This is a genomic window from Arthrobacter sp. ISL-72, from assembly GCF_018613755.1.
GTDB lineage: Bacteria > Actinomycetota > Actinomycetes > Actinomycetales > Micrococcaceae > Arthrobacter.
This window is the reverse complement of record NZ_JAGGPP010000009.1, coordinates 192,921-218,429: the sequence shown is the minus strand read 5'-3', so window position 1 is coordinate 218,429 and position 25,509 is coordinate 192,921. Positions and strand designations below refer to the sequence as shown.

Here is a 25,509-nt window from a genome sequence, read left to right as displayed (position 1 = left end):
CCAGGGCCTCACACTAGGAACCGCAAAGCCTTCATGGACGCCCCAGCCAACTGCGGAGCGGCGCCCAGTAGATCCGTTCAATCAGGAACCACACCGCTGCCGCAAGAAAAGACCGACTGCCCAGAGACCACGAAACCCACTAATTCAGCAGGCTCCTAGTGCGGCAGCGCTGAGCCCGGCTACGAGATTCACGACGACGTTTAGGGCCGCTGCCAGGTACCGCACTTCGCTGACGAGCCGGATTGTAGCAGTGGTCCAGGAACTGAACGTCGTCAGGCGGCTGGCCAAACCCGTGGCCATCGCCGCATGCCATTCTTCGCCGAGCCCGAGCCGTCCGCTGACTCCTACGGACAGTCCGATGATGAGCGATCCGACGACATTCACCAGCAGCGTTGCCCAGGGCCAGTGCCGGCGGGTTCCCGAGCGGTGCGCGAACCATGTGTCGATGGAGAACCTCAGCAGGCCCCCGGCAACGCCAAAGATGCCCACCAGCACAGCTGTCACGAGGCTCCTCCGGTCCGGTCGCTTAGGGCCTTGCCGGCCTTCCAGCCGGCGGCGGCCGCGCCGAGCCCGAGGACCACCGAAAGCCCGAGATAGATCAGCCAGGTTATGTGCTGTCCTGCGCGTGCCTGCTGGTCAACGGAAAAGGCCACTGCGGAGAAGGTGGTGAAGGATCCCAGCAGACCGGGGCCGATTCCGGCCCTCAGCCAGAAGGCTGTGTGCGGCCGCGCTATCCACAGGGTGGTGAGGGCAGCAAGGACGAAGCTTCCGAGAACATTGATCGTCAGGGTGGTCCACGGAATCGCCCCGGCAGCGTCCGGAAAGAGAAACCCCAAACCGTACCGGAGTTCCGTCCCCGCGAGTGCCCCGACAGCCACCGCCGCCCACGCCCGCCACCCCGGGCCTGCCACGGCTTTCAATGGGGCGGCACCATTCAGGCGTCCGCCAGCCGGCACCCGGCATGGAGTGCGTCGCTGTGCACCCACAGCGCTGACGACACCTCGTCGGCCAGATCGAACTCCCGGTCGGCTCCGGCAGTGCCGATCCGGACCACCAGGGCCCCGCCGAACGGTTTCCGGCCGAGGACTTCGATGTCGGCATCGAGGTCAATCGCCTGGGCGGAAAGATAGCGCAGGAGTTCGGGGTTTTCGTCGCTGATCCTGGTAATCCGGCCGGTGTGGCCCTCGTCGAGTTCACTCATGCGGTGCGCGCGGGGCATGTGGACGGTTCCGTCTGCTGCCGGAATCGGATCACCGTGCGGGTCGCGGAGCGGATTGCCCAGCTTGCCGGCCATCCGTTCGATGAAGGTGTCAGACACGGCGTGTTCCAGGAGCTCGGCCTCGTCGTGGACCTCGTCCCAGCTGTAACCCAGTTCCTGGACGAGGTAGGTCTCGATGAGGCGGTGCCGCCGCACCATGGACAGCGCCAGCCGGATGCCGTCGGCCGTGAGCGTGATGGCACTGTACGGCTTGTGGTCGACCAGGCCCTGGTCCTTGAGTTTGCGGACCATTTCGGAGACCGAGGAGTTGGCGACGCCGAGCCGCTGTGCCAGCTGCGAGGACGTGATGGGCTTGTCCTGCCACTCCGTGAAGGAGTAGATGACCTTGACGTAGTCCTCGATGGAGGAGGAGGGCGCGCTGGTCTTCACGAGTCCAAGCCTACCGCTTTGCCTGCGGGACTCATGCCTTGAATGCCCGCCACGTCTGGGTCAGGTAGGGGAGTCCGATGACGTCCGCAGGGGAGTGCCCCAGATGCTCGTGGAGGTACCAATCCAGGTTGTCCCGGACTTTGGCGCGGGCGCCTTCGCCGGCGGCGAGGTAGTAGCTGCGGGATTTGGCCAATTCGATGATGTCTCCGGTGGTTACCGGATCTTCCCATCGCGTCAGGTGGCTCTCGAGCCCCGTGAACTCCGGCCCGACCGTCGGGCGGAAGTGTGGTTTGTGAACGTCCCCGGCGTGCATGATCCGCGAGAGCCGGTGAACCCACGGAACGGACGTATCCAGCTGGTTCCAGATCAGCCCCAGCACGCCGCCGGGGCGGAGGATGCGGGAAAGCTCCGTGCTGGCCGGCAGGGGGTCGCACCAGTGCCACGCCTGGGCAACGCTGACGAGGTCGAACGCCCCGTCGGCGAGACCGGTGGACTCTGCGGTGCCCTCCGTGGCGGGAACTCCGGGAAGTACGAGCCGCAGCTGGGCGAGCATGTCCGGCGATGGGTCGACGGCGGCAACCGTCAGTCCGCGCTGCACCAGCAAGGCGGTGAACTTGCCCGTTCCGGCGCCGATGTCCGCGGCAGCAGCTGCCCCGGCCATCCCGCCGACGCTTCCAATCAGCCAGTTGGCGGAGTCTGCCGGGTACCCCGGGCGGACGCGGTCATAGTGCTCGCCGCCGTCCTGGAAGCTCTGGCCGAGCTCGTGCCGGCGGTGGCGGTGCAGTTTGGGGCCTCCCCGTGCCACGTGCAGTCTCCTTCGGGCAGGCTGGTTTTCTTACCCCTCGAATTTACCGCACGCGGCGCGCCGTCAGTCTTCCGTGCAGGGCGCCGCACCCGCGGTGCCGGGGGTGTTGGGTGCCCAGTCCGGGTAGGTGCGAGTGTCGTTGGCCGGCACCCAGCGGCCCGAATCCACCACGTAGTCCCAGCCGAGGCCGGTCCGGCGGAGTTCCTCGATGCCGGCGAGCAGCCGCTGGGCATCCTCCAGTCTGGAGCCGACGCCAAAGCTGGCGCGAAGGGAGCCGGACGGAAGCCCCAGACGCTTGAGCAGCGGATGGGCGCAGAAGCGGCCGTCACGGAGCCCGACCCCGTGCTCGGCGGACAGGTATGCGGCAACGAGTCCCGCGTCGTAGCCCTCCACCGAGAAGTTGACCACGCCGATGGTGTCGGTGGCCTGGTCGGTGTCGCTGAAGATCTGGTGCACGGTGACGCCGTCGATCTTCCGGAGGCCTTCAACGAGGAAGGACCGGATGGCGGTCTCGTGGGCATGCCACAGCTCAGGGTCAAGCGCTCCGATGACCTGGGTGGCGCGGGCAAGGGTGGCGGCGCCGAGCACGTTGGGCGAACCGCCCTCGTGCCGGGCCGGCCCCGTGGCCCAGCTGACGCTGTCCAGCCGCGCTTCACGGACGGCTCCGCCGCCGGCCAGGTGCGGCGTGCCCGCGTCGAGCCAGTCCGGCCTGCCCACAAGGACACCCGCACCGAACGGTGCGTAGAGCTTGTGGCCCGAGAAGGCGAGGTAGTCGACGTCGTCCGCAGCGATGTCGATGCGGCGGTGCGGGGCCAGCTGCGCCGCGTCCACAACGATCCTTGCGCCGTGTTCGTGTGCCAGGGCGGCCAGTTCCCGAATGGGGAGGATTTCGCCGGTGACGTTGGAGGCGCCGGTGACGGCCAGCAGGCTGATGTCCCCCTGCCGGAGCTCCGAGCGCAGGTTCTCGATGGTGGCGCTGATTGTGGGGGCGGCAACAACGCTGCGGTGCGGTACGCCCTGCCACGGGAGCAGGTTGGCGTGGTGCTCGATGTCGAGGTAGAGGACTTCACCCGTGTGGCGTCCGTCCGCCACCGGCAGGCAGCCGGCCAGCAGGTTCAGCGAGTCGGTGGTGTTCCGGGTGAAGATGACGGAATCGTCCGGGCGGCCGCCGACGAAGCCGCGGACAATGCTGCGGGAGTTTTCGTACACCGAGGTGCTGATCTGGGACGCGTAGCCGGCTCCGCGGTGCACGCTGGCGTAATACGGCAGGATCTCGTTCAGGTACGCAGACACAACGGACAGGGCCGGAGCGGATGCGCCGTAGTCGAGGTTCGCGTAGCGGACGTGGCCGCCCTGGATCAGCGGGGCCTGGATCTCTGCCCCGGTGACGGCGGAGAGGGGGCGCTTGGCAACCGTGAAGCGGCCGTCCAGAAGGCCCGCGGCGGTTGCGGACGTGGTTCCGGAGTTTGCGGGGAAAGTGGCAGTAGTCATGGGGACCTCACTGTAAAGGACCCCTCGCTCCGGGGATCCGCGCTTGCCGCGTCCGTTCCGGACCGGCCTGGTCGTCACCCGGGGCACCCCACCGCGAATGGAGGGTTGCCGGCCAGCAAACCGGGGTTTCGCGCTGGCACTCGTGACCTGTTTCGAGATTAGGACATTCGCGGTGCTGCGGGAAAGCTGCGCCAATTATTAAGCCCTTTGTTACGCCCGCAGGAAGAACAGGGGTCCGGCCGAATAAACGACGGCGGACGTCCCCTGGGGAGGGGAGCCCGCCGTCGATTATTCTGCTTTGCTATCCAATGTGCGCCGCGGACGTAATTGCCTCTGGCAGTCCGTACGCCTCAGAGGAGGTCGTCGAGCTCCGGGTTCAGCCGCTTCAGGACTTCCGAGTGGAGGATGGAATTGGTGGCGAGCGCGTTGCCGCCGAAGGGTCCGTCCACGCCCTCCAGCGAGGTGAAGCGGCCGCCGGCTTCGGTGACGATCGGTACGAGCGCCGCCATGTCGTAGAGGTTCAGCTCGGGCTCGCAGGCGATGTCCACCGATCCCTCGGCCACCATGCAGTAGGACCAGAAGTCACCGTAGGCGCGGGTCCGCCAGACTTCCTCGGTGAGGCCCAGGAACTCGTCCAGGTTGCCGCGGTCTTTCCAGCCGCCAAGGCTCGAATATGACAGGGACGCATCCGACAGCCTGGACACGTTCGAGACCTTCAGCCGCGTTGCAGCAGCCAGGGACCGTCCCATGTAGGCGCCGGCACCTTTCGCGGCCCACCAGCGCTTGCCGAGTGCCGGCGCGCTGACCAGGCCGACCACCGGCTCGCCCTCATCCACGAGGGCGATCAGGGTGGCCCAAACCGGCACGCCCCGGACGAAGTTCTTGGTGCCGTCGATCGGATCGATGATCCAGCGCCGTGAACCATGTCCGGAACTGCCGAACTCCTCGCCGAGCACGGCGTCGCGGGGACGGGAACGGGAGAGCTGCCCGCGGATGGACTCTTCAGCGGCCTTGTCAGCGTCCGTGACCGGTGTCAGGTCCGGTTTGGTTTCAATCTGAAGGTCCAGCGCCTTGAAACGGCTCATGGTCTGGGAGTCGACGGAGTCGGCCAGGACATGGGCGAGGCGCAGGTCATCGTTGTAGCTTGAAGCGGCTTGGGTCATGGTTCCAAACTACCGTCTCTGGGCCCGGGTGGCGGGACCTCATGCCCTTGGCCCTGCTGCCCGTCGACGGTCGTCCGAGGCAAACCACCGGTACGGCGGGCCTGATGCCGCTACGAAACGGTGCCGAGTTCCTTGGTTTCCTGCGCTTCCATCCGGGGATCGGTGCCGAGCAACCGGCGCAGGGACGCCAGGCGCGCTGCACCGGAGGGGCCTGCCTGTCCTTCGGCGACCCAGGCGTCCACTCCGCAGTTGACGGCGGAGACATCATGCTTGCAGCCGCGTTCGCAGGCATCCGTGCCCGGTTCGAGATCGGGGAAGGAGCGCAGGATCCGGTCCGGATCCACATGGGCCAGGCCGAAGGACCGGATACCGGGCGTGTCAATGATCCAGCTCCCGGCCGGGGCGTCACTGATCCGCAGGGCCAGCGCCGACGAAGATGTGTGCCGTCCCCGGCCGGTGACCGCATTGACGCCTCCGGTGGCGCGCTCAGCGCCGGTAAGGGCGTTGACCATGGTGGACTTGCCCACACCGGAATGGCCCAGCATCACGGTGACCTTGCCGTCAAGATGGGCACGCAGCTGCGACACTGCCTCCCCGTCCAGGCGTGCAGACAGCCCGTCGTCGGAGCGGGCATCAATGCCGGAGGCGGAGGCGTCCGCTGTCCGGCTGATGATCACGGGGAAGTCCAGATGCCGGTAGTTGGACAGGAGCTCGGTGGGGTCCTTGACGTCCGCCTTGGTGACGAGCAGCAGCGGCTCGATCCCGGCGTCGTAGGCCGCCACCAGGGCGCGGTCAATGAAGCCGGTGCGCGGTTCGGGATTGGCAGCGGCAACCACCACCACGAGTTGGTCGGCGTTTGCCACCACCGCCCGCTCGACGGGGTCCGTGTCATCGGCACTGCGCCGCAGGAGCGTGCGGCGGTCCTGGATCTTCACGAGTCGCGCCAGGGTGTCCGGCGCACCGGAGACGTCCCCCACCAGCGACACGAAGTCCCCGGCCACCACCGGCGAACGGCGCAGTTCGCGGGCCCGGGCGGCGATGACGGTGCGTTCGTTCCCGGTATCTTCGCCGACCACCGCCGTGTAGCGGCCGCGGTCCACGGTGATAATGCGGCCGGTCACGGCGTCGTCATGGCTGGGGCGGTCCTTGGTCCGGGGACGCGAACCCTTTTTGTTGGGACGGATCCGGATATCGGACTCATCCCAGGAACCGGTGCTACGCCCCACTGGCCTGTTCCGTCTGCTGGCCCGGCTGCCGGTGCAGCATGGCTTCCCACAGTTGCGGGAAGTCCGGCATGGTCTTGGCGGTGGTGCCGATGTCTTCGACTTCCACGCCGGGGACCGCGAGGCCCAGAATGGCTCCGGCCGTGGCCATGCGGTGGTCCGCATAACTGCGAACGACGCCGCCATGGAGCTTTGCGGGCCGGATCACCAGGCCATCAGCGGTTTCCTCGGCATCCCCGCCAAGGCGGTTGATTTCGGTGACGAGCGCGGCGAGCCTGTCCGTCTCATGGCCCCGGAGATGCGCTATCCCGGTAAGCCGCGAGGGGCCGGTGGCCAAGGCACACAGGGCGGCGACGGTCGGCGCAAGTTCGCTGGTGTCCGCGAAGTCGGCGCCCTTGATTTCGGGGCCGCCGCTAACGGTCAATGTCCCGTCGGCGAGCGTGACCGTGGCACCCATCTCGCTCAGGATGCTGCGCCACAGATCGCCCACCTGGGTAGTGGGTGCGGGCCAGTTGGGGATGCGGACCGTGCCGCCTGTTGCCAGTGCTGCGGCGAGGAAAGGGCCGGCGTTGGACAGATCCTGTTCAATCCGGCGGTCAAAGGCCCGGATGGGGCCCGGCGCAACAACCCAGTGGTTGGGGACGGAGTCGTCGACGGAAACACCGACTTCCCGCAGCACTGCCACGGTCATGTTGATGTGGTCCAGGCTGGGCACGGGCTTGCCCACGTGTTCGAGGTGCAGGCCTTCCCTGAAGCGCGAGCCGACCAGGAGCAGCGCCGACACGAACTGCGACGAAGCGCTCGCGTCAATCACCAGGTGGCCGCCGCGCACTTCCCCGGTGCCGTCCACTGCGAAGGGCAGCGACGCCGGCCGCGTTCCGTCTTCGGCGCGGACCTCGACGCCGAGGGCAGCCAGTGCCTCGATAATGGTGTCCATCGGCCGCTTGCGGGCGTGCGGGTCGCCGTCGAAAACGGTGGCACCCTTGCGGAGTGCAGCCACCGGGGGGACAAAGCGCATCACTGTTCCGGCGAGTCCGCAGTCGATGGCGGTATCGGCGGCAGTGGCGGTCGGGCTGAGGGGAGTGATCTCTAGATCGGGCCCGAACGAGCCGTCGCCCGGGACTTCCCGAATGCCGGCTCCCAGCTGGCGCAGGGCCTGGATCATCAGGGCGGAGTCGCGCGAATGCAGGGGTGCCCGGAGGCGGGACGGGCCGTCGGCCAGGGCCGCAAGAACCAGATACCTGTTGGTCAGCGACTTGGAGCCCGGGACGGTGACCGTCGCGTTGACTGGTGTTTCGGCGAACGGTGCTGGCCAGTGAGTGGCGTCCGCAGCCGATGCCGACGGAACCGGTGCGGTGGGGGCGGTGCCTGTCATTCGTACTTATGCCTTCACTGCGTGGTCCACGGCCTTGCGGACAGCTTTGTCGGCCTTCTTCAGCTGCTTGCCGGTGGTCTTCCTGGCGTCGGCAGCCAGGTGGCTGGCACCCTTGCGGGCATCAGCGGCCAGGTGCTCGGCACGCCAGGCAAGGCTCGGCTTGCCTGCAGTGTCTACGGATGCGAGCAGAACGCCGCCGGTGAGCGTGACATTCTTCAAGAGCTGGGTGCGGCGGGCGTCCCGGCCTTCCTTCGTGGTGATGTCCGCGCTGCGCCACTCGACAAAGGCATTCAGCGCCGAAATAACCGCCAGCACCGAGGCGGCCAGCCGGGCCGACTTACCCAATGCGAAGAGCACGCCGGCGCCCACCTGGGTGCCGCCGATGATGCGTGCCAGTACCTTTTCGTCCGTGGCGAACGGGAGGGAGTCCGCAGCACGGCGCAGCAGGGGGGACAGCTGCGTCGCAGTGTCATCCGCGTTCTTGAGCTTGTCCAGGCCAGCGATTACGAAACTGGAGGCCAGCATGGGGCGGGCGAGAAAACGGACAACGGACATGAATTTCCTCCTGGAATGGACGAGCCGCGGATCTTCTGCGGGGGGAACCGGTTCTAGTCTTGCACTTTTGCGGAATATTTGCCCGCCGCCGGTCGTTGTCAAATGCAGGTCCCCATGAGTCCGGGGCCGTGCTTGGCCGCGGCCCGGGGCACTCGTGGACCCGGCGGACTGAAGGCCACAACGGCAGTACAGGCGCCGCAGTGCGGACTGCCGACAGCAAGGACAGAGCGGAGATGGAGAGCTTTGACATTGGTTAGGGACAGCGTGGAACTCCATGCGCCACCGGAGTTCTCCGGGGGCGGCGGCCAGCCAGGCGAAGGCCGGCCGGGGGCGGCACGGCGCGTCACAGTAGACTTGAAGGCAATGAGCACCATTGATCCGGCCGTAGCGGCCATATATGAGGCTGCCGGAAACGACGCCAAGACCATCAGTGAGCCCGCGGCCGACGCCGCGGAGCCCGTCGCTGCCGAGGCCCGCACAGCTGAGCCGGACACGGCTGCTGAGGTCGACCTTGTGTCCGAGACAACAGAGCAGCGCCGGGAGCGGTTCGAACGCGACGCCATGCAATACGTCGACCAGCTCTATTCCGCCGCCATGAGGATGGCGCGGAATCCTGCCGACGCCGAGGACCTGGTGCAGGAGGCGTATACCAAGGCGTTCTCCGCGTTCCACCAGTACAAGCCCGGGACGAACCTCAAGGCCTGGCTTTACCGGATCCTCACCAACACTTACATCAACCTCTACCGCAAGAGGCAGCGCGAACCGCTGCAGTCGAACTCGGACACGATCGAAGACTGGCAGCTGGCGCGCGCGGAATCACACACCTCGACCGGGCTGCGCTCCGCCGAAGCGGAAGCGCTGGACCATCTCCCGGATTCCGACGTGAAACGTGCGCTGCAGGCCATCCCGGAAGAATTCCGGCTTGCGGTGTACTTCGCTGACGTGGAGGGGTTCGCCTACAAGGAAATCTCGGACATCATGAACACCCCCATCGGCACTGTGATGTCCCGCCTCCACCGCGGCCGCAAAATGCTGCGCGACATGCTCGCGGACTACGCCGCAGAGCGGGGTTTCAAAGCCGCAGCCGATTCCGGCGCAGCGGCCGAAAGCACAAAACAGGAGAACAGGAAATGAGCGACTGCCAGGGATTGGGCGATTGCGACGACGCCCGGATGCAACGTATTTACGAATACCTGGACGGTGCGCTGACACACAGCGACATCGCGGAGATCAAGGATCACCTGGACGGCTGCCCTGAGTGCCTTGAAGAGTACGATCTCGAGTGCGTCATCCGGAAAGTGGTCAAGCGTTCCTGTACGGAAGCTGCCCCCGAGAACCTGAAGAACGCCATCCTGGACCGGATCCACTCGATCCGTCCCGTGGAAGCCTAACCTTCCGGGTAATCCGGAAGGGGAGCAAGGCCCGACGGCGGCCTGTCCCGGAACAGCGAAGGGCCCCGGAAACCGTATGGTTTCCGGGGCCCTTCGCTTTAAAGCTGATGTTCCAAACCGTAGCTTAGGTGTTGGGGCGCTTCCCGTGGTTCGCGCCGCCACGCTTACGGTCACGACGTTTACGTGCACGCTTGCTCATAGCTGGCCTCCTTAATCTTGGTACTCAAAAGAGCTGCCCTCAAGTCTCCCACATCACGCGACGGCCCGCGAACCGAGTCGCGCTCAGTGACTGTCGGCCTTCAGCGAGTTGCGGATGGAAATCCGGGCCTGGTCCAGGACGGCCCTGATCGTTTCCAGCGTGACCCCGCTGATGGGCTGGGTGCTTGCCTGGACCCGAAGCTCCACCCGGAGGCTGTCCCTGAAGGCCTGCAGCAGCAGCTCGGCCTCTTTCAGCGTGCGGTCGCTATCGGACGTGTGCCGGCTGCCGCGATCCGGAAACGCTGCGGAGCGCGCAGCCGACCGTGCCGCTTCTGCAGTGGCCGCGAGGTCGGCCCGGAGCCCCCGCATGTTCGACCTGATGTCCTCCCGCAGGTTGTCGGCCAGGCGGCGAACGGAGGCGGAAATATCATTCTCGACCCCGGCCAGCTCGTCACGCCGACGGTTGAGCTCCACCAGCCCGGCCGCAGTGATGCGGTAGTTGGTGCGGCGCCCCTCGGCCTCGGTGGCCACGAGCCCCTCTTCCTCCAGCTTGCCGAGCCGTGGGTAGATCGTGCCGGCACTGGGGGAGTAGGTGCCGCCGAACCGTTCGCTGAGGGCTTTGATGAGCTCATAGCCGTGCTTGGGGCCTGACTCCAGGAGGGAGAGGAGATAGAGGCGCAGCGCGCCATGCGCGAAGACGGGAGGCACCTAGGCCCCCGCTTCGGGGTCCGCGGGAGACTGGCTGTGGATGATGGACGTCTTTCCCGAGACCGAGTTGGTGCGGATAAGCATAAGCTGCGCGTCCGGTCCGGCAATGGTCTGGACCTTTCCGCCGGGCTGGAGGTACTTCTGGTGATCGATCACGACGGCGCCGCTGGCGGACTTTGCCACGATGTCCGCGCCGACATCCTGGGGCAGCCGGACGGTGACATCACCCGAGACGGAGTTGGCGCCGAAATCGTGGGTGAAGCCGTGCAGGTCGAAATTCATGTCGCCGCTGACCGTGTTGGCGCGGATGTTGCTGAACCGGCCGGACGCTGTGACTTCGCCGGAGACGCTCTTGGCGGTCAGGACGCCGTCGTGGTTCCGCGCGATGACTTCGCCGCTGACGGTGTTGACGTGCAGGTCACCGGCGGTGTTGTCGGCCATGACGGATCCGGAGACGGTGCTCAGCTTTGCGTGCCCGCTGATCCCGGAGACAAGGCCGTCGCCGCTGACGGTTCCGGCTTCCACTTCCACTCCGGCCGGCAACGCGATGCTGATCACGATCGAGTTGGTGCTGTTGTTGTTGACCGTTCCCATGAGGTTCTTGAACCAGCCCTGGGCGCCGTGAAGCTGGTGGCGCACCTCCAGCCGTCCATTGGCCAAAGTGACGGCTAGCGGGTCGCCATGGATTTCGGAAACCTCAATCCTGGTGACGTCCTGGGCATGGGTGACCACATCGAAGCGTCCCCGGATGATTCCGAGTTTGAGTGACCTGACGCCGTCGACGTCGATGGTCTGGGGACCGGTGACGGTCCAGCTGGTCTCGTCCACTATTCCTCCAATTGCGATATATCGTGAATATGCTCATGACGATATATCGCGTCTCCAGCAAAAGCAATAGTCGACTGCTGCTAGCGATACACCTTTCCGATGAGGGTCCGCGCGATGGCGGTGGCGGGGTCCCGGCCGTCCGGCGTAGGGGCCAGGTTCGTCCAGACAACCAGGGTGACCTTGTTTTCGGGGTCATAGCCGGCAAAGCTGTTGAACCCCGGCAGTTCGCCGGTGTGCCCGAACAGGTTGCCGAATTTTGCGATCCCCAACCCGTAAAGGGCGCCGCCCGGGTCGTCGGCCTTGACCGGCCGGGGGCTGTCGAGGCGCAGCTTCTGCAGGTCCGGCCCCAGCACCTTGCCGTTGCCGAGGGCCTCCACCCACGTTGCCAGGTCCTCCGCCGTCGAGATTCCGGAACCGGCGGCCCAACCCCACGAGGGGTTCATGGCCGTCTGGTCCGTGGGCTGGAGGGTCCCGTCCGCGGCAGCCTTCTGCATGTCCTCCGGGAGGGCGGGGTCGTCCAGCGTCAGCACGTTGTTCCCGTACATGTACCCCTGGGGGTGAGGGGACGGAATGGCATTGGAGGTTTGCCCGGGAAATACAGACTGGGGGAGCCCTAACGGAGTGAACAGCCTGTCGCGGAAGGAGTCCGCTAACGGCTTGCTGTCAAAAGCTTCGGCGATCAGGCCGAGCAGCACGGTATTCGTATTGGAATAGTGGAAGCCCTCGCCGGGAGGGAAGTACGGCTGATTGCGGAAGGCAACGGCGAGAAGTTCCTCGGTTGACCACGCTTTTCCAGGATCGGCGTCGAGGACCTGGTTTACTTCCAGGGCCTCGGTGTAGTTGTAGAGCCCGCTGCGCATGTTGAGCAACTGCTCGATGGTGATATTGGCGCCGTTCGGCACATCGGGGCGGAACTTCGACACCGGATCGTCAAGCTTGATCCTGCCTTCCTGTACCAGCTGCAGAATGACGGTGGCGGTCCAGGTCTTGGTGATGGAGCCGATCCGGACATGGTCTGCAAGCGTCACATGATCGCTTCCGCCAATGCTGCGTACGCCGTAGGTGTAGGTCAGGTCTCCGCCGGGGGTCCGAAGCAGCATGGCCGCACCGGGAACGCCGAGTTCCTGGGCGGCATCCTTGAACGTCTGCTCCAGGGCAGCCTGATCGAAAGGCTGCAGGGCGGCGGAGGAGGAGGGGGCTCCGGCGGATTCAGACGTGGCGCTTTGAGATGCCGCGCTTTGAGGCGCCGCGCCGGACGGGGCGGGCACCTGGCCAGCACTGCAACCCGCCACAACAAGCGCCACTGCCGCAGCCAACGCTGCCGGGCAGCCCTTCAAGAATCGGGGAACGGTCATGCCCCACACCTTCTGTCGACGACAGTATGGGGCCATTGGGTCACGCAGTGAGCCTGGGTGTCAAGCAGTTTTTGCTGTGCCGGGCGGCGTTTCCAGGGCTACGGTTCCGGTGTTACTCCGGGGCGGCGATACGGAGCCACTGGAACCAGCCCCGGTGCAGCACCAGCCAGGCCATCAGCCCGTAGCCGGCCTGGCCCGGGGTGCCGCCGTTTGCCGCCAGGTCCTGGCGCCATTGTTCGTGGTTGAGCAACGGGGAGAAGGTATCCACGTACAGGTGCTTTCGCCGCGTCGTCACGTCCGCGAAGGCCGTGTTCAGTTCGCCCAGCCGGCGGTTCTGGGCAGGATCGAGGGACGGCGGCGGGCCCACCACGAAGACCTCGATCTTGTTCTGGGACGCGGAGTCAAGGATGTTGGCAAGGTTCAGGCGGCTGCGGGCCGTGGAGAGTCCGAACTCAATGTCCCGTCCGCTGAGCCCGATCACCAGCCGGTTTTCGTGGTTGTTGCCGAAGCGGCGCCCGGCTTCGCCGAGCCAGCGGGCGGCGAGGCCTTCGGTGCCTTCCTGGGGGCAGGGGAGGGCAAAACATTCAACGGTTAAACCGTCCTGTGGAGTGCGGGCCAGCACGCGGCCCAGCCAGCCCAGCGCCCGGGGGTCGCCCAGGCCGGCCAACAGTTCATCTCCAACTGCCGCGATCCGCAGCTTCCTGTCTTCCACGACTACCTCTTTACCTCAATATGCAACAAAGTTCAGCGTTCCATGGAAACGGGCTCCCGGCCAACTCCGGCCGCTGGTGTCCGCTGCCGGTTGCCTCTTCCATTAAGCAGCGCTGCCCGGCCGGAGTCGTGAATTTTCGAGTTCCGGCCGGGCAGCGTTCAAGCTACTTCCGTGCAAACGCCTGCTTGAGGAGGGTATCCTGCTCCGCTGCGTGCCGCTTCATGGAACCGGCGGCGGTGGAAGCCGAAGCCGGACGGGAAACCAGCTTCACCCGGCGGTCGAGTGCCTCCGGCAGGTTCAGGCCCATGAACGGCCACGGGCCCTGGTTGGCCGGTTCGTCCTGTGCCCACACGACTTCGGCGTTGGGGTACTTGGCAAGCTCGGCAGCGATTTCAGCGGCGGGCAGCGGGTAAAGCTGCTCCACGCGGACGATCGCCGTGGTCTTGTCGCCGGTCTTCTGCCGGGTGGACAGCAGATCGTAGTACAGGCGGCCGGAGACCAGCAGCACACGCTCGACGGCATCTGCCTGCACCTGCTCGTGCTCGCCGATGACCGGCTTGAAGGTGCCGGTGGTGAAGTCCTCCACGGAAGAGGCTGCGGCCTTCAGGCGGAGCAGTTGCTTCGGCGTGAAGATGATCAGCGGCTTCCGCGGCCGGCTGTACGCCTGGCGGCGCAGCAGGTGGAAGTGCGAGGCCGACGTCGTGGGGTTCGCCACGATCATGTTCTCTTCGGCGCACATCTGCAGGAAGCGTTCGATACGGGCCGAGGAGTGGTCCGGGCCCTGTCCCTCGTAGCCGTGCGGCAGCATGAGCACCAGCGAGGAGCGCTGGCCCCACTTCTGCTCGGCGGAGGAGATGAACTCGTCGATGATGGTCTGCGCGCCGTTGACGAAGTCACCGAACTGCGCTTCCCACAGCACCAGTGCATCCGGGCGTTCCACGGAGTAGCCGTATTCGAAGCCCATTGCTGCGTATTCGGACAGCAGGGAGTCGTAGATCCAGAGCTTCGCCTGGGTATCCGAGAGTTTGCCCAGGGGCAGCCATTCATTGCCGTTGGCGCGGTCATGGAAGACGGCGTGGCGCTGCACGAAGGTTCCGCGGCGCGAGTCCTGGCCGGCCAGGCGGACGGGAACGCCCTCCATGATCAGCGAACCGAAGGCCGCGATCTCGCCGAAGCCCCAGTCGATGCCGCCTTCACGGGACATCTGCTCGCGCTTTTCCAGAAGCTGCTTGAGCTTCGCGTGGACCGTGAACCCTTCGGGGATCTCGATGTGGGCCTTGCCGATCCGCGCCAGGGTTTCGGCGGAAATCGCGGTGGACTCCGGAGCGCTGATGCCCGAGTCCGACTGCTGGGCCTGCGGCCGCTCGAGGTCGGAGACCGCGGCGGAATCGGCCGTGATGATCGGGATCGGCGAGGTCTGGGCAGCGTGGGTCTCGGCGAAGACCCGCTCCAGGCGCTCCTGGTAGTCGCGGAGCAGCTGCTCGGCTTCTTCCTCGGTGATGTCGCCACGGCCGATCAGCGATTCGGTGTACAGCTTGCGGACCGACCGCTTTGCCTCGATCAGGTTGTACATCAGCGGCTGCGTCATCGAGGGGTCGTCGCCCTCGTTGTGGCCGCGGCGGCGGTAGCACACCATGTCGATGACAACGTCCTTGTGGAAACGCTGGCGGAACTCGTAGGCGAGCTGGCCCACCCGGACCACGGCTTCGGGGTCGTCGCCGTTAACGTGGAACACCGGCGCCTGGATCATCTTGGCGACGTCCGTGGAGTAGGTGGAGGAGCGGGACGAGGACGGCGCCGTGGTGAAGCCGACCTGGTTGTTGACCACCACGTGGATGGTACCGCCGGTGCGGTAGCCGCGCAGCTGGGAGAGGTTGAGCGTTTCCGCCACCACACCCTGGCCTGCGAAGGCGGCGTCGCCGTGCACCATGATGGGCAGCACGGGGAAGGCCTCGCCCTGGTCCAGGCGGTCCTGCTTGGCGCGGACGATGCCCTCAAGAACGGAGTCCACGGCTTCAAGATGCGAGGGGTTGGCGGCCAGGTAGACCTTGGTCTCCTTGCCGTTGTCCGACGTGAAGGTTCCCTCGGTGCCGAGGTGGTACTTGACGTCGCCGGAGCCCTGCACGGAGCGCGGGTCCTGGGTGCCTTCGAATTCGCGGAACACCTGGGCGTAGGTCTTGCCTGCGATGTTGGTGAGCACGTTCAGGCGGCCGCGGTGGGCCATGCCGATGGCTACTTCATCGAGGTCGTCGTCGGCCGCATCGGAGATGATGGCGTCAAGCAGCGGGATCAGGGACTCGCCGCCCTCCAGGGAGAAGCGCTTCTGACCCACGAACTTGGTCTGCAGGAAGGTTTCGAAGGCTTCCGCGGCGTTCAGCTTGGATACGATGCGCAGCTGCTCTTCGCGGCTCGGCTTGGAGTACGGGTGCTCCAGCTGGTCCTGGAACCACTTGCGCTCCACCGGGTCCTGGATGTGCATGTACTCGATGCCGGTGGTGCGGCAGTACGCGTCCCGGAGGACACCCAGGATGTCGCGGAAAGCGAGCTGGGGCTTGCCGCCGAAACCGCCGGTGGGCCACTCGCGGTCAAGATCCCAGAGGGTCAGGCCGTAGGTGAGGACGTCCAGGTCGGGGTGCTTGCGCTGGACGTATTCGAGCGGGTCGGTGTCGGCCATCAGGTGGCCGCGCACGCGGTAGGAGTGGATCAGCTGCTGGATCCGGGCGACCTTGTTGATCTGGTCGGACGGGTCCACCTGCAGGTCCGCACTCCACCGCACGGGCTCGTAGGGGATGCGGAGCGATTCGAAGATCTCGTCGTAGAAGTTCTGCGCACCCAGCAGGAGCGAGTGGACGAGCTTCAGGAACTCGCCGCTGCCGGCTCCCTGGATGACGCGGTGGTCGTAGGTGGACGTCAGCGTCAGCACCTTGCTGATGGCGTTGTGGGCGATGATCTTTTCGCTGGCACCCTGGAACTCGGCCGGGTAGTCCAGTGCGCCGACGCCGATGATGGCTGCCTGTCCCTTGGAGAGGCGCGGCACGGAGTGCACGGTGCCGATGCCGCCTGGGTTGGTCAGGGACACGGTGGTGCCCTGATGGTCATCGGCGGTCAGCTTGCCGTTGCGGGCGCGCTTGATCAGGTCCTCGTAGGTGTGCCAGAACTCGGAGAAGTTGAGGGTCTCCGCCTTTTTGATGTTCGGCACCATGAGCAGACGGGTGCCGTCCGGCTTGGGCATGTCAATGGCGATGCCGAAGTTCACGTGTGCGGGCTGGACCGCAACGGGCTTGCCGTCCACTTCGTCGTAGTAGACGTTCATGGAGGGGAACTGGGAAAGGGCGCGGATGACGGCGTAGCCGATGAGGTGCGTGAAGGAGACCTTGCCGCCGCGGGCGCGGGCAAGGTTGGAGTTGATGACCACGCGGTTGTCGATCAGCAGTTTGGCAGGGATGGCCCGGACGCTGGTGGCGGTGGGAACTTCCAGGCTGGTGACCATGTTTGAAGCAATGGCCTTGGCCGGTCCGCGGAGGACGGAGACGACGTCCTCTTCCGGAGCCGTGGGGGCCTTGACGTTCTTGGGGAGCTGGGCGGGAATGGGAGGGGTGCCGGCTGCTTCGGGCTTCTTCGCGCCGTCGCGGGCAACTGTGGCGGGTGCTTTCTTGACCGGTGCCGCGGCCTGGGTTGCCGGCTGGGCAGGAGCAGCAGGCTTGGCGGGCGCTGCCGGCGACGGTGCCGGTGCGGCCGCAGCGGGAGCTACAACTGGAAGTTCGCGGGTTGCGGGGTCGGCGGGCGCCGCTGCGCCCGAGTTCCCGTTGGAAGACGAGCTGTCACCGGCGTCGAAGGATTCAAACAGGGGCCACCACTTGGCATCTACCGTGTTCTTGTCCTGCTGGTAACGCTCGTACAGTTCGTCAACGAGCCACTCGTTTCCGCCAAATTCCTCTGGTAGACGGTGGCTAGGCTGCTCTGGCACTTGAAATACGCCTCTTCCATGAGTTTGATTTCCCTCTGGTCGCCTTCGGTGCGTCAGCACAACAATCGAACCAGTTTCTGCGTCCTGTGAACCCAGACCTTTGCCAGTCTAGTGACGATTCTTGGTTAACTGCCAATAAGGGTGACCCAAATCATGTAGCTGCGAAACTATTGCGGGAATAAGCCTTTGAAGCGGTCTTCGGCGCCGCCCCCGGCGCCGTCCCTGCTGGGCCGTGATCTCGCCTAGACTCGCAGTGAGGGCACCGTTTTCGACGAGGAGCAGCCGTGCGTTTTTTGAGTGAACCGTCCACTGACCTGACGTACTCGGACGCCTTCCTGGTGCCGTCGCGTTCGGACGTCACGTCGCGGCTGGATGTGGACCTTGCGGCCGACGACGGCACCGGTTCCTCCATTCCCCTCGTGGTGGCCAACATGACGGCGGTCACGGGAAAGCGCATGGCCGAAACCATGGCGCGCCGCGGCGGGCTCGCCGTTTTGCCGCAGGATGTACCCCTTGAGGTACTCCGGGACGTAACGGGCTGGATCAAGTCCCGCCACACCGTTTTTGAAACTCCGGTGAGCCTGCTGACCTCCGATACGGTCATCGACGCCCTCCACCTGATGGGAAAGCGGCCTCACGGTGCGGTGGTGGTGATGGACGACGACGGCAAGATCGCCGGAGCGGTCAGGGCTGCGGACTGCGAAGGGCAGGACCGCTTTGCCTCGCTCGCGTCGGTGATGCGGCAGACGCTGGTGCTGGACGCCGCGGCATTCGACACCGATGCCGGAGCGGAGGCCCGCGACTCCTCCCTGCGGCAGGCTTTCGATGCCATGGACTCCGCAGGGACGGACTTTGCCCCGGTACAGCGTGGCGGTTCCCTCGCCGGGGTGCTCACCCGGAAGGGTGCGCTTCGTTCCACGATCTACCGGCCACTGCTGGACGGAGCCGGGAAGCTCAAGGTGGCTGCCGCCGTCGGAATTAACGGTGATGTCGCTGACCGGGCGGGCGAACTGCTGGCCGCGGGCGTGGACGTCCTCGTGATTGATACCGCCCACGGGCACCAGCAAAAGATGTTCGACGCCCTCGCGGCTGTCCGCAGCCTGGATCCCGCGGTTCCGCTCGTGGCCGGCAACGTGGTGACGGCGGATGCCACCCGGGAACTGATCGCTGCCGGCGCGAACATCGTTAAGGTCGGCGTCGGTCCGGGCGCCATGTGCACCACACGCATGATGACTGCCGTGGGCCGGCCGCAACTGTCCGCCGTGCTGGAGTGTGCGGCTGCGGCGCGCGGGGCCGGAGGGCGGATCTGGGCAGACGGCGGCGTGCGGTATCCCCGGGACGTGGCGCTGGCCCTCGCGGCCGGAGCAAGCCAGGTGATGATCGGCTCCTGGTTCGCGGGAACCCACGAAAGTCCCGGCGACCTGCAGGCTGACGCCAACGGCCGGCCTTATAAGGAGAGCTTCGGCATGGCGTCGGCCAGGGCCGTGCAGAACCGGAACCAGCGCGAGGGTGCCTTCGAAAAGGACCGCAAGGCGCTTTTCGAAGAAGGCATCTCCACGTCCCGCATGTACCTGGACCCTGCCCGGCCGGGCGTCGAGGACCTGGTGGACATGATCACGGCCGGGCTCCGCAGTTCCATGAGCTACGCGGGTGCCGCCGACCTGACCGGTTTCCGCGACCGTGCCGTGGCCGGAATCCAGTCGGCGGCCGGCTATGAGGAAGGCCGGCCCGTCCCCCAGAGCTGGTGACCGGCCGGTGCGCCGGATCCGCCTGCGAACGGACCCGCGGACAGGGCCTTCGGCCGGCGCTCGAGCGCTCCGGGAGGCCGCGGCTGCTCCTGTAGACTGAAAGTCTTATGGACAGTAAATCTAGGTGCCGGCCTGGGGGCTGTCAGCGGAGCATGAACACCAGCTCCCCGCAGTCCACCCACAGAGCCGGCAAACCCCGTTCACGCGCCCATCACTCTGCAGCAGTCCAGCACGCCGCAGCCTTCCAGGAATCAGGGTCGGCACCGGCCGACCATCCTCCGCCGGGACGATCTCCCGTCAACACCTTCTTGTCTTTGCCTGCTGCGCCCGTCGCACCCTTGGCACTTTTCCAGGCCAGTGACGCCAGCAGGCGGCTTACATTCCCCGGACGGCCGGAGGCACGCCGCTGATGGAATGGTTACTGCTCGGAGCAGGCATCCTGCTCATCCTTGGCACGGGCTTCTTCGTCGCCGTCGAGTTTTCCCTCGTCGCCCTTGACCAGGCCACGGTCCAGCGGGCCGTGGACAGCGGCGACGCCGCAGCCGTGCCGCTGCTCAAGTGCCTCAAATCGCTGTCCACCCAGCTGTCAAGCTGCCAGCTAGGCATCACCATGACAACGCTGCTGACCGGCTATGTCATGGAGCCCTCCATCGGCAAGCTGACGGAGGGCCCGCTGGCTGCGGCCGGTGTCCCGGAAGCTGCGGCCGCCTCAGTTTCATTGGTGATCGCCATGACCATTGCCACCCTGCTGTCGATGCTGATTGGCGAGCTGGTCCCCAAGAACATGGCCATTGCCCTGTCCTTGCCGATCGGCAAGGCCGTGGCCCGTCCCCAGCTGATGTTCACCGCCATCTTCAAGCCGGCCATCATTGTGCTGAACGGCTTTTCCAACAAGGTGCTGAATGTTTTCGGGCTGGAAGCCAAGGAAGAGATATCAGGGGCGAGGACCCCGGCCGAACTCGCTTCCCTGGTGCGGCGCTCGGCCGCCATGGGGACGCTTGACGCGGGAACGGCCAACTTCATTGCCCGGACGCTCAAGTTTTCCGGCCGGACGGCCGCCGATGTGATGACTCCCAGGATCCGGGTGGAGACCGTCGGTGCTGCGCAGCCGGTATCGGACATTATTAACGCGGCCCGGCGGACGGGATATTCACGTTTTCCGGTCATCGGTGAGTCCGCCGACGACATCCGCGGTGTGGTGCACGTCAAAAAGGCAATCGCCGTCCCCTCGGAGCGGCGCGCGAACCTTGAAGCGGGCGCCATCATGACCGACGTCCTGCGGGTTCCCGAAACCATCCACCTGGATGCCTTGCTGGCTGAACTGCGCGAAGGAAACCTGCAGCTGGCCGTTGTGCTGGACGAATACGGCGGCACTGCGGGGATCGCCACGCTGGAGGACCTTGTGGAGGAAATTGTCGGGGAAGTTGCCGATGAACACGACAAGGTGCGGCCGGGGCTGCTCCAGAGCGCCTCGGGGGACTGGTACTTCCCGGGCCTGCTGCGCCCGGACGAGTTGTCGGAACAGGTTCCGGGGCTGACGGTGCCTGATGAGGCGGCTTACGAAACGGTGGGCGGCTACGTCATGAGCCAGCTGGGCCGGATCGCAACGGTAGGGGACATGGTGGACGTTGGCGGCGGAACGCTCAGCGTCACCAGGATGGACGGACGCCGGATCGACCGGATCTGCTTCAAGCCTTCCCCGATCCGGGGCCCGGAGCACGTTGCCGGCCAGGGAGGTACGGCATGAGCGACTGGGTGGGAATCCTCTGGCTTGTCCTCCTCCTGTTGGGCAATGCGTTCTTCGTGGCGGCCGAATTCGCTGTGATGTCGGCACGCCGGAGCCAGATCGAGCCGCTGGCGGAGTCCGGTTCCATGCGGGCGCATACAACACTGCGCGCCATGGAAAATGTCTCGCTCATGCTGGCGTGTTCCCAGCTGGGCATCACGGTGTGCTCCCTGCTGATCCTGCAGGTGGCCGAGCCGGCCATCCACCATCTGATGGCGGTGCCGCTGGAAGCGGTGGGGCTGCCGACGGAACTCGCGGACGTCGTGGCGTTCGCCGTGGCGCTTATGGTCGTCACCTTCCTGCATGTGACGTTCGGTGAGATGGTGCCCAAGAACATCTCGGTGTCCGTTGCGGACAAAGCGGCGCTGCTGCTGGCGCCGCCGCTGATGTTCATCGCCAGGCTGGTGAAGCCGGTGATCGTGGCGCTCAACTGGTCCGCCAACCACATCCTGCGTCTCCTCCGGATTGAACCCAAGGACGAGGTCAATTCCTCGTTCACGCTGGAGGAGGTCCAGTCGATCGTGCAGGAGTCCACCCGGCACGGGCTGGTGGATGACGACGCCGGCCTGATCACCGGTGCCTTGGAATTCTCCGAGCACACGGCCTCCCGCATCATGGTGCCGCTCGACAAGCTGGTAACGATGAAGTCGCCCACCACGCCCGTTGAGTTCGAAAAGGCCGTCAGCCGGACCGGCTTCTCCCGGTTCCCGATGATGGACGACGACGGCATGCTCTCGGGCTACCTCCACATCAAGGATGTGCTGTCTATCGCGGAAGCGGGATACGAGCATCCAATCGCGGAAAGTCGGATCAGGTCCCTGGTGAACTTGTCCATGGATGACGAGATCGAAAAGGCGATGTCCGTAATGCAGCGCACGGGGTCGCACTTGGCGCGGGTCATCGGGCCGGACGGCAACACCAAGGGCGTGCTGTTTCTGGAAGACGTCATCGAGCAGCTCGTCGGCGAAATCCGGGATGCCACCCAGGCAAAGGGCATCCGCAGGCTCGGCCAGCCGGACGGGGAGTAGGCAGGCATGGCGCTGTAGCCCTAAATAGGAATCATTCCCATTTAGGGCTACACTCGTCTTGTTGCTAATGCTCCTGATTCTCATCTAGCACATCCGCAAAACAGATCCGAGGTTCTTCCGTGCGCCGTTCAGCAGTCCTTTCCGCCACCGCCCTTGCGGGCCTGAGCCTGGTGCTGTCAGGGTGCAGCACGACGGCGGCCAGCCAGCAGGCGGGCTCCGGCACCATCGAGGTGGTCACCTCCACGAACGTCTATGGCGACATCGTGCGTGAGATCGGCGGCGACAAGGTGAACGTCAAAGCACTCATCAGCAAGGCCAGCCAGGACCCGCATTCCTACGAGGCCACCACCCAGGACAAACTGGCAATCTCCAAGGCGCGTCTCGTCGTCGAAAACGGCGGCGGCTACGACGACTTCGTCCACAAGCTGGCCGAAGACAGCAACCTGGATCATGACAGCATCATCGACGCCGTCGAAGTTTCCGGGCTGGCCCCCGCAGAAGAACCGGAAGCCACCTCTACGCCCGCTGCTACAACGGAAGGGACCGACGAACACGGGCACGCCGACGAGCACGGGGAATTCAACGAACACGTCTGGTACAACTTCGATGCCATGAGCAAGCTGGCCGACGCCATCGAGGCCAGGCTCGCTGCGCTGGAGCCAGCTTCCGCATCCACCTTCCAGGCCAACGCCGACTCGTTCAAAGAGGAGATTGCCGGGCTGAGTGACCAGGCCGCCGCCCTCAAGGCCACAGCGGCACAGGCGCCTGTTGCCGTTACCGAACCCGTGCCGCTTTACCTGCTTGAGGCCGCCGGCCTGGTGAACAAGACTCCCGCGGACTACACGGCAGCCATCGAGGAAGAATCCGACGTGCCGCCGGCAGTCCTCAAGGAAGCCACTGAGCTGGCCGGGTCCAAGGACATCAAACTCCTGGCGTACAACACGCAGACCGAAGGCCCGCAGACACAGGCCCTGAAGAAGGCAGCCGAGGCAGCCGGCGTTCCGGTGGTGGACTTCAGCGAAACCCTTCCCGAGGGCAAGAGCTACCTTGAGTGGATGGGCAGCAACGTGGAGAACATCAAGCAGGCCCTGAGCAAATAGCCCGGCAAATAGCCCGAAAGTAGCGGCGGGCGAGTGGCGTGCCGGCGAACGGGCCATGCGGGGTTGAACCATCACAGGACAGGGCCGTCCTAAGATGGTGAAGGCGCTTCGCCCGCATGAATCGAGGATAAAGAACGTTGAAACCGGTAGTGAGCCTCCGCGGAGCCACCCTGAAGTTCGGCAGGCGGACACTGTGGGAGGACCTGGACCTCGATATCAACCCCGGCGAGTTCTTTGCCGTGCTCGGCCCCAACGGCAGCGGAAAGACCACCTTCCTGAAGGTCCTGCTGGGAATGCAGGAACTCCACTCGGGAACCGCAACGCTGGGCGGCCGTCCGGTGGAGCGGGGCAGCAGCCTGATCGGCTACATTCCCCAGCAGAAATCCTTCGCGCCGGACACACCCCTGCGTGCCCGCGACCTTGTAGGACTCGGCGTGGACGGTCACCGCTGGGGCCTGCGTCTCGGTGCCGCCAAGGCCAACCGCAGGATCGATGAACTGCTGGACCTCGTAGGCGCCGCCGACTACGCCAAGGTCCCGGTCGGCCAGCTCTCCGGCGGTGAACAGCAGCGGCTGAGGGTTGCCCAGTCGTTGGCCACCGATCCGAAGGTCCTGCTCTGTGACGAACCGCTGCTGTCGTTGGACCTTCAGCATCAGCAGGCCGTCAGCGCCTTGATCAACGAACAGTGCCGCAACCAGGACAGTGCGGTGGTCTTTGTCACGCACGAGATCAATCCGATCATCGACTACGTGGACCGGGTCCTCTACCTTGCCGGCGGGCGCTTCAGGGTGGGCAGGCCCACCGAGGTGATGACCACCGAGGTGCTCTCCGGGCTGTACGGCAGCCGGGTCGAAGTGATCCACGCCAACGGCCGGATGATCGTGGTGGGGCTGCCCGAAGCGGCCAGCCACCACCACGAGGACGCGCATTCAATTGCAGGGGAGCTGGGCTAGATGGACTTCGACAGCATCCTGCGTTCCATTTTCAATTTCGACAACTACGGCGAACTCCTGGCGCTGGTGCAGAACTCTGTCTGGGCAGGAGCGCTGCTCGGCCTGCTGGGCGGGCTCATGGGCACGTTCGTGATGAAGCGGGACCTTGCGTTCGCCGTGCACGGCATTTCGGAGCTTTCCTTCGCCGGCGCGGCTTTTGCGCTGCTCATCGGGGGCGACATCGTTTTCGGGTCGCTCATCGGTTCCGTGCTCGCGGCGCTGCTCCTGGGATTGATGGGAGTACGGGCCCGCGACAAGAATTCCATCATCGGTGTGATCATGCCGTTCGGCCTTGGCCTGGGCATCCTCTTTCTCTCGCTTTACGAGGGAAGGGCTTCCAACAAATTCGGGCTCCTGACCGGGCAGATCGTGTCCGTGGATACGGTGCAGCTGCAGGTGCTGGCCACAGCGGCAATGGTGGTGATGATAGCTCTGGTTGCCATCTGGCGCCCTCTCACTTTTGCCAGCGTGGACCCGGAGGTCGCGGCCGCGCGGGGTGTGCCCGTGCGGACACTGGGCATTGGCTTTATGGTGCTGCTGGGAATCAGCGTGGCACTGTCCATCCAGGTGGTGGGAGCGCTCCTGGTGCTCGCGCTGCTGATCACTCCGGCCGCAGCGGCACTTCGGGTCACATCCTCACCGCGCCTGGTGGTGATCCTCAGCGTGGCGTTCGCGGTCACGGCAACAGTCGGCGGCATCATGCTTGCCCTGGGTGGCCGGATCCCCATCAGCCCCTACGTGACCACGCTGTCGTTCCTGATCTACGTGGTGTGCCGCATCATCGGCGGCGTTCGGGCCGGGCGCGGGCTCAACGGACGTGTCCTTCCGCCGGAGGCCGCAACAGCCGAGGTGGCGTAGCGCCCCGGTCGCGGGCTGGCGCCTAGGTCGCCGCAGCCTTCCGCGCGGTGCAGTCCGGGCACAGGCCGTAGATCTCAACGGTATGGGCCACTTCGGTGTAGCCGTGCTCCGCGGCAGTCCGCGCGGCCCAGGTCTCGACGGCGGGTGCTTCCACTTCCACCGCCTTGCCGCAGTTGCGGCACAGCAGGTGATGATGGTGGCCAGTTACGGCGCACCTCCGGTAGACGGCCTCGCCTTCGCCGTTCCGCAGCACATCCACCAGCCCGTCGTCGGCGAGCGACTGCAGGATCCGATAGGCAGTAGCGAGTGACACCGACGTGCCCTGGTTCTGCAGGATCCGGTAGAGCTCCTGGGTGCTGACGAAGTCGTGCAGCTCGTCCAGGGCGGCGCTCACAGCGAGTCGCTGCTTGGTGACACGCTGCTCCTTGCCGCCGGAGGAAGGCGGGGCGGATAGCTTGGTGTCGTCGGCTTTGGCGCCGTGGGCCATGGAATGACTCGCTTCCCTAAGGGGTGTTGGCAATGTCCAAGATTACCAGCCGGGGCTTCATGGACACTGCCGTGCGGCCCACCCTAGGCTG

General features: G+C 65.6%; 24 protein-coding genes and 1 riboswitch. Of the genes, 8 read left to right on the top strand and 16 right to left on the bottom strand.

Going from position 1 to position 25,509, the window contains the following annotated elements; translation table 11 throughout:
* Positions 1-144: 144 nt before the first annotated feature.
* The 9 genes from J7I92_RS11400 to J7I92_RS11360 all read right to left on the bottom strand — a co-directional run bounded on the left by J7I92_RS11400 (position 145) and on the right by J7I92_RS11360 (position 8,260).
* Positions 145-504 carry a CrcB family protein gene (locus J7I92_RS11400; RefSeq protein WP_214840531.1) on the bottom strand — a complete coding sequence of 120 codons (360 nt, stop codon included), beginning with the start codon at positions 502-504 and terminating at the stop codon, positions 145-147.
* Positions 501-911: a fluoride efflux transporter FluC gene (locus J7I92_RS11395; protein WP_396020375.1), complete on the bottom strand. Its 411-nt coding sequence runs from the start codon at positions 909-911 to the stop codon at positions 501-503. The genes J7I92_RS11400 and J7I92_RS11395 overlap by 4 nt, the downstream gene beginning before the upstream one ends.
* Positions 912-934: 23 nt before the next feature.
* A complete protein-coding gene (locus J7I92_RS11390) occupies positions 935-1,648 on the bottom strand; it encodes a metal-dependent transcriptional regulator (RefSeq protein ID WP_214840520.1) in 714 nt (237 codons plus the stop codon).
* 31 nt (positions 1,649-1,679) lie between these two features.
* Positions 1,680-2,453, bottom strand: coding sequence for a class I SAM-dependent methyltransferase (locus J7I92_RS11385; protein WP_214840519.1), 774 nt, complete (start codon positions 2,451-2,453; stop codon positions 1,680-1,682).
* Positions 2,454-2,516: 63 nt separating this feature from the next.
* Positions 2,517-3,944 carry an aminotransferase class V-fold PLP-dependent enzyme gene (locus J7I92_RS11380; protein ID WP_214840517.1) on the bottom strand — a complete coding sequence of 476 codons (1,428 nt, stop codon included), beginning with the start codon at positions 3,942-3,944 and terminating at the stop codon, positions 2,517-2,519.
* Between the two features lie 34 nt (positions 3,945-3,978).
* Positions 3,979-4,092: riboswitch (SAM riboswitch) on the bottom strand.
* 202 nt (positions 4,093-4,294) lie between these two features.
* Entirely contained in the window at positions 4,295-5,107 is an 813-nt protein-coding gene (gene hisN / locus J7I92_RS11375) for a histidinol-phosphatase (RefSeq protein ID WP_214840515.1), read from the bottom strand.
* A 110-nt stretch (positions 5,108-5,217) separates the two neighbouring features.
* Entirely contained in the window at positions 5,218-6,333 is a 1,116-nt protein-coding gene (locus J7I92_RS11370) for a ribosome small subunit-dependent GTPase A (protein ID WP_214840513.1), read from the bottom strand.
* Positions 6,323-7,705 carry a 3-phosphoshikimate 1-carboxyvinyltransferase gene (gene aroA, locus J7I92_RS11365; protein WP_214840511.1) on the bottom strand — a complete coding sequence of 461 codons (1,383 nt, stop codon included), beginning with the start codon at positions 7,703-7,705 and terminating at the stop codon, positions 6,323-6,325. Before aroA ends, J7I92_RS11370 begins: the two co-directional genes overlap by 11 nt.
* A 6-nt stretch (positions 7,706-7,711) precedes the next feature.
* On the bottom strand, positions 7,712-8,260 hold the full coding sequence (locus J7I92_RS11360; protein WP_214840510.1) for a DoxX family protein: 549 nt from the start codon (positions 8,258-8,260) through the stop codon (positions 7,712-7,714).
* A 243-nt stretch (positions 8,261-8,503) separates the two neighbouring features.
* On the opposite strand from J7I92_RS11360, the gene J7I92_RS11355 reads away from it, so the two are divergent.
* Positions 8,504-9,394 carry a sigma-70 family RNA polymerase sigma factor gene (locus J7I92_RS11355; RefSeq protein WP_396020373.1) on the top strand — a complete coding sequence of 297 codons (891 nt, stop codon included), beginning with the start codon at positions 8,504-8,506 and terminating at the stop codon, positions 9,392-9,394.
* A complete protein-coding gene (gene rsrA / locus J7I92_RS11350; protein WP_028270137.1) occupies positions 9,391-9,651 on the top strand; it encodes a mycothiol system anti-sigma-R factor in 261 nt (86 codons plus the stop codon). Before J7I92_RS11355 ends, rsrA begins: the two co-directional genes overlap by 4 nt.
* Positions 9,652-9,775: 124 nt before the next feature.
* On the opposite strand, the gene J7I92_RS24565 is transcribed toward rsrA, so the two are convergent.
* The 6 genes from J7I92_RS24565 to J7I92_RS11325 all read right to left on the bottom strand — a co-directional run bounded on the left by J7I92_RS24565 (position 9,776) and on the right by J7I92_RS11325 (position 17,419).
* Positions 9,776-9,850 (bottom strand): 50S ribosomal protein bL37, encoded by a 75-nt coding sequence (locus tag J7I92_RS24565; RefSeq protein WP_369299106.1) that lies wholly within the window; start codon positions 9,848-9,850, stop codon positions 9,776-9,778.
* 83 nt (positions 9,851-9,933) lie between these two features.
* Positions 9,934-10,557 carry a PadR family transcriptional regulator gene (locus J7I92_RS11345; RefSeq protein WP_214840508.1) on the bottom strand — a complete coding sequence of 208 codons (624 nt, stop codon included), beginning with the start codon at positions 10,555-10,557 and terminating at the stop codon, positions 9,934-9,936.
* A complete protein-coding gene (locus tag J7I92_RS11340) occupies positions 10,558-11,385 on the bottom strand; it encodes a DUF4097 family beta strand repeat-containing protein (RefSeq protein WP_214840506.1) in 828 nt (275 codons plus the stop codon).
* A gap of 80 nt (positions 11,386-11,465) precedes the next feature.
* Positions 11,466-12,740 (bottom strand): serine hydrolase, encoded by a 1,275-nt coding sequence (locus J7I92_RS11335; RefSeq protein ID WP_214840504.1) that lies wholly within the window; start codon positions 12,738-12,740, stop codon positions 11,466-11,468.
* Positions 12,741-12,852: 112 nt separating this feature from the next.
* Entirely contained in the window at positions 12,853-13,452 is a 600-nt protein-coding gene (locus tag J7I92_RS11330; protein ID WP_214840502.1) for a GDSL-type esterase/lipase family protein, read from the bottom strand.
* A 163-nt stretch (positions 13,453-13,615) separates the two neighbouring features.
* Positions 13,616-17,419 carry a multifunctional oxoglutarate decarboxylase/oxoglutarate dehydrogenase thiamine pyrophosphate-binding subunit/dihydrolipoyllysine-residue succinyltransferase subunit gene (locus J7I92_RS11325; RefSeq protein WP_214840500.1) on the bottom strand — a complete coding sequence of 1,268 codons (3,804 nt, stop codon included), beginning with the start codon at positions 17,417-17,419 and terminating at the stop codon, positions 13,616-13,618.
* Positions 17,420-17,703: 284 nt separating this feature from the next.
* On the opposite strand from J7I92_RS11325, the gene J7I92_RS11320 reads away from it, so the two are divergent.
* The 6 genes from J7I92_RS11320 to J7I92_RS11295 all read left to right on the top strand — a co-directional run bounded on the left by J7I92_RS11320 (position 17,704) and on the right by J7I92_RS11295 (position 24,931).
* Positions 17,704-19,167 (top strand): GuaB1 family IMP dehydrogenase-related protein, encoded by a 1,464-nt coding sequence (locus tag J7I92_RS11320; protein WP_214840499.1) that lies wholly within the window; start codon positions 17,704-17,706, stop codon positions 19,165-19,167.
* Between the two features lie 409 nt (positions 19,168-19,576).
* On the top strand, positions 19,577-20,914 hold the full coding sequence (locus J7I92_RS11315) for a hemolysin family protein (protein ID WP_214840497.1): 1,338 nt from the start codon (positions 19,577-19,579) through the stop codon (positions 20,912-20,914).
* The gene (locus J7I92_RS11310; RefSeq protein ID WP_214840496.1) at positions 20,911-21,981 is read left to right on the top strand and encodes a hemolysin family protein; all 1,071 of its coding nucleotides are present in this window, start codon (positions 20,911-20,913) and stop codon (positions 21,979-21,981) included. Before J7I92_RS11315 ends, J7I92_RS11310 begins: the two co-directional genes overlap by 4 nt.
* 119 nt (positions 21,982-22,100) lie before the next feature.
* Positions 22,101-23,081, top strand: coding sequence for a metal ABC transporter solute-binding protein, Zn/Mn family (locus J7I92_RS11305; protein ID WP_214840495.1), 981 nt, complete (start codon positions 22,101-22,103; stop codon positions 23,079-23,081).
* A 137-nt stretch (positions 23,082-23,218) separates the two neighbouring features.
* On the top strand, positions 23,219-24,034 hold the full coding sequence (locus J7I92_RS11300) for a metal ABC transporter ATP-binding protein (protein WP_214840494.1): 816 nt from the start codon (positions 23,219-23,221) through the stop codon (positions 24,032-24,034).
* Positions 24,035-24,931 (top strand): metal ABC transporter permease, encoded by an 897-nt coding sequence (locus tag J7I92_RS11295; RefSeq protein ID WP_214840493.1) that lies wholly within the window; start codon positions 24,035-24,037, stop codon positions 24,929-24,931. It begins immediately after the preceding gene.
* Between the two features lie 22 nt (positions 24,932-24,953).
* Here J7I92_RS11295 and J7I92_RS11290 read toward each other — a convergent pair whose 3' ends face one another.
* The gene (locus J7I92_RS11290) at positions 24,954-25,418 is read right to left on the bottom strand and encodes a Fur family transcriptional regulator (RefSeq protein WP_214840560.1); all 465 of its coding nucleotides are present in this window, start codon (positions 25,416-25,418) and stop codon (positions 24,954-24,956) included.
* Between the last annotated feature and the right edge of the window lie 91 nt (positions 25,419-25,509).

Coding starts and splice junctions, on each gene's coding strand:
- J7I92_RS11380 (WP_214840517.1), bottom strand. CDS start 3,944: ATGACTACTGCCACTTTCCCCGCAAACTCCGGAACCACGTCCGCAACC.
- hisN (WP_214840515.1), bottom strand. CDS start 5,107: ATGACCCAAGCCGCTTCAAGCTACAACGATGACCTGCGCCTCGCCCAT.
- aroA (WP_214840511.1), bottom strand. CDS start 7,705: ATGACAGGCACCGCCCCCACCGCACCGGTTCCGTCGGCATCGGCTGCG.
- J7I92_RS11360 (WP_214840510.1), bottom strand. CDS start 8,260: ATGTCCGTTGTCCGTTTTCTCGCCCGCCCCATGCTGGCCTCCAGTTTC.
- rsrA (WP_028270137.1), top strand. CDS start 9,391: ATGAGCGACTGCCAGGGATTGGGCGATTGCGACGACGCCCGGATGCAA.
- J7I92_RS11335 (WP_214840504.1), bottom strand. CDS start 12,740: ATGACCGTTCCCCGATTCTTGAAGGGCTGCCCGGCAGCGTTGGCTGCG.
- J7I92_RS11315 (WP_214840497.1), top strand. CDS start 19,577: ATGGAATGGTTACTGCTCGGAGCAGGCATCCTGCTCATCCTTGGCACG.
- J7I92_RS11310 (WP_214840496.1), top strand. CDS start 20,911: ATGAGCGACTGGGTGGGAATCCTCTGGCTTGTCCTCCTCCTGTTGGGC.
- J7I92_RS11295 (WP_214840493.1), top strand. CDS start 24,035: ATGGACTTCGACAGCATCCTGCGTTCCATTTTCAATTTCGACAACTAC.
- J7I92_RS11290 (WP_214840560.1), bottom strand. CDS start 25,418: ATGGCCCACGGCGCCAAAGCCGACGACACCAAGCTATCCGCCCCGCCT.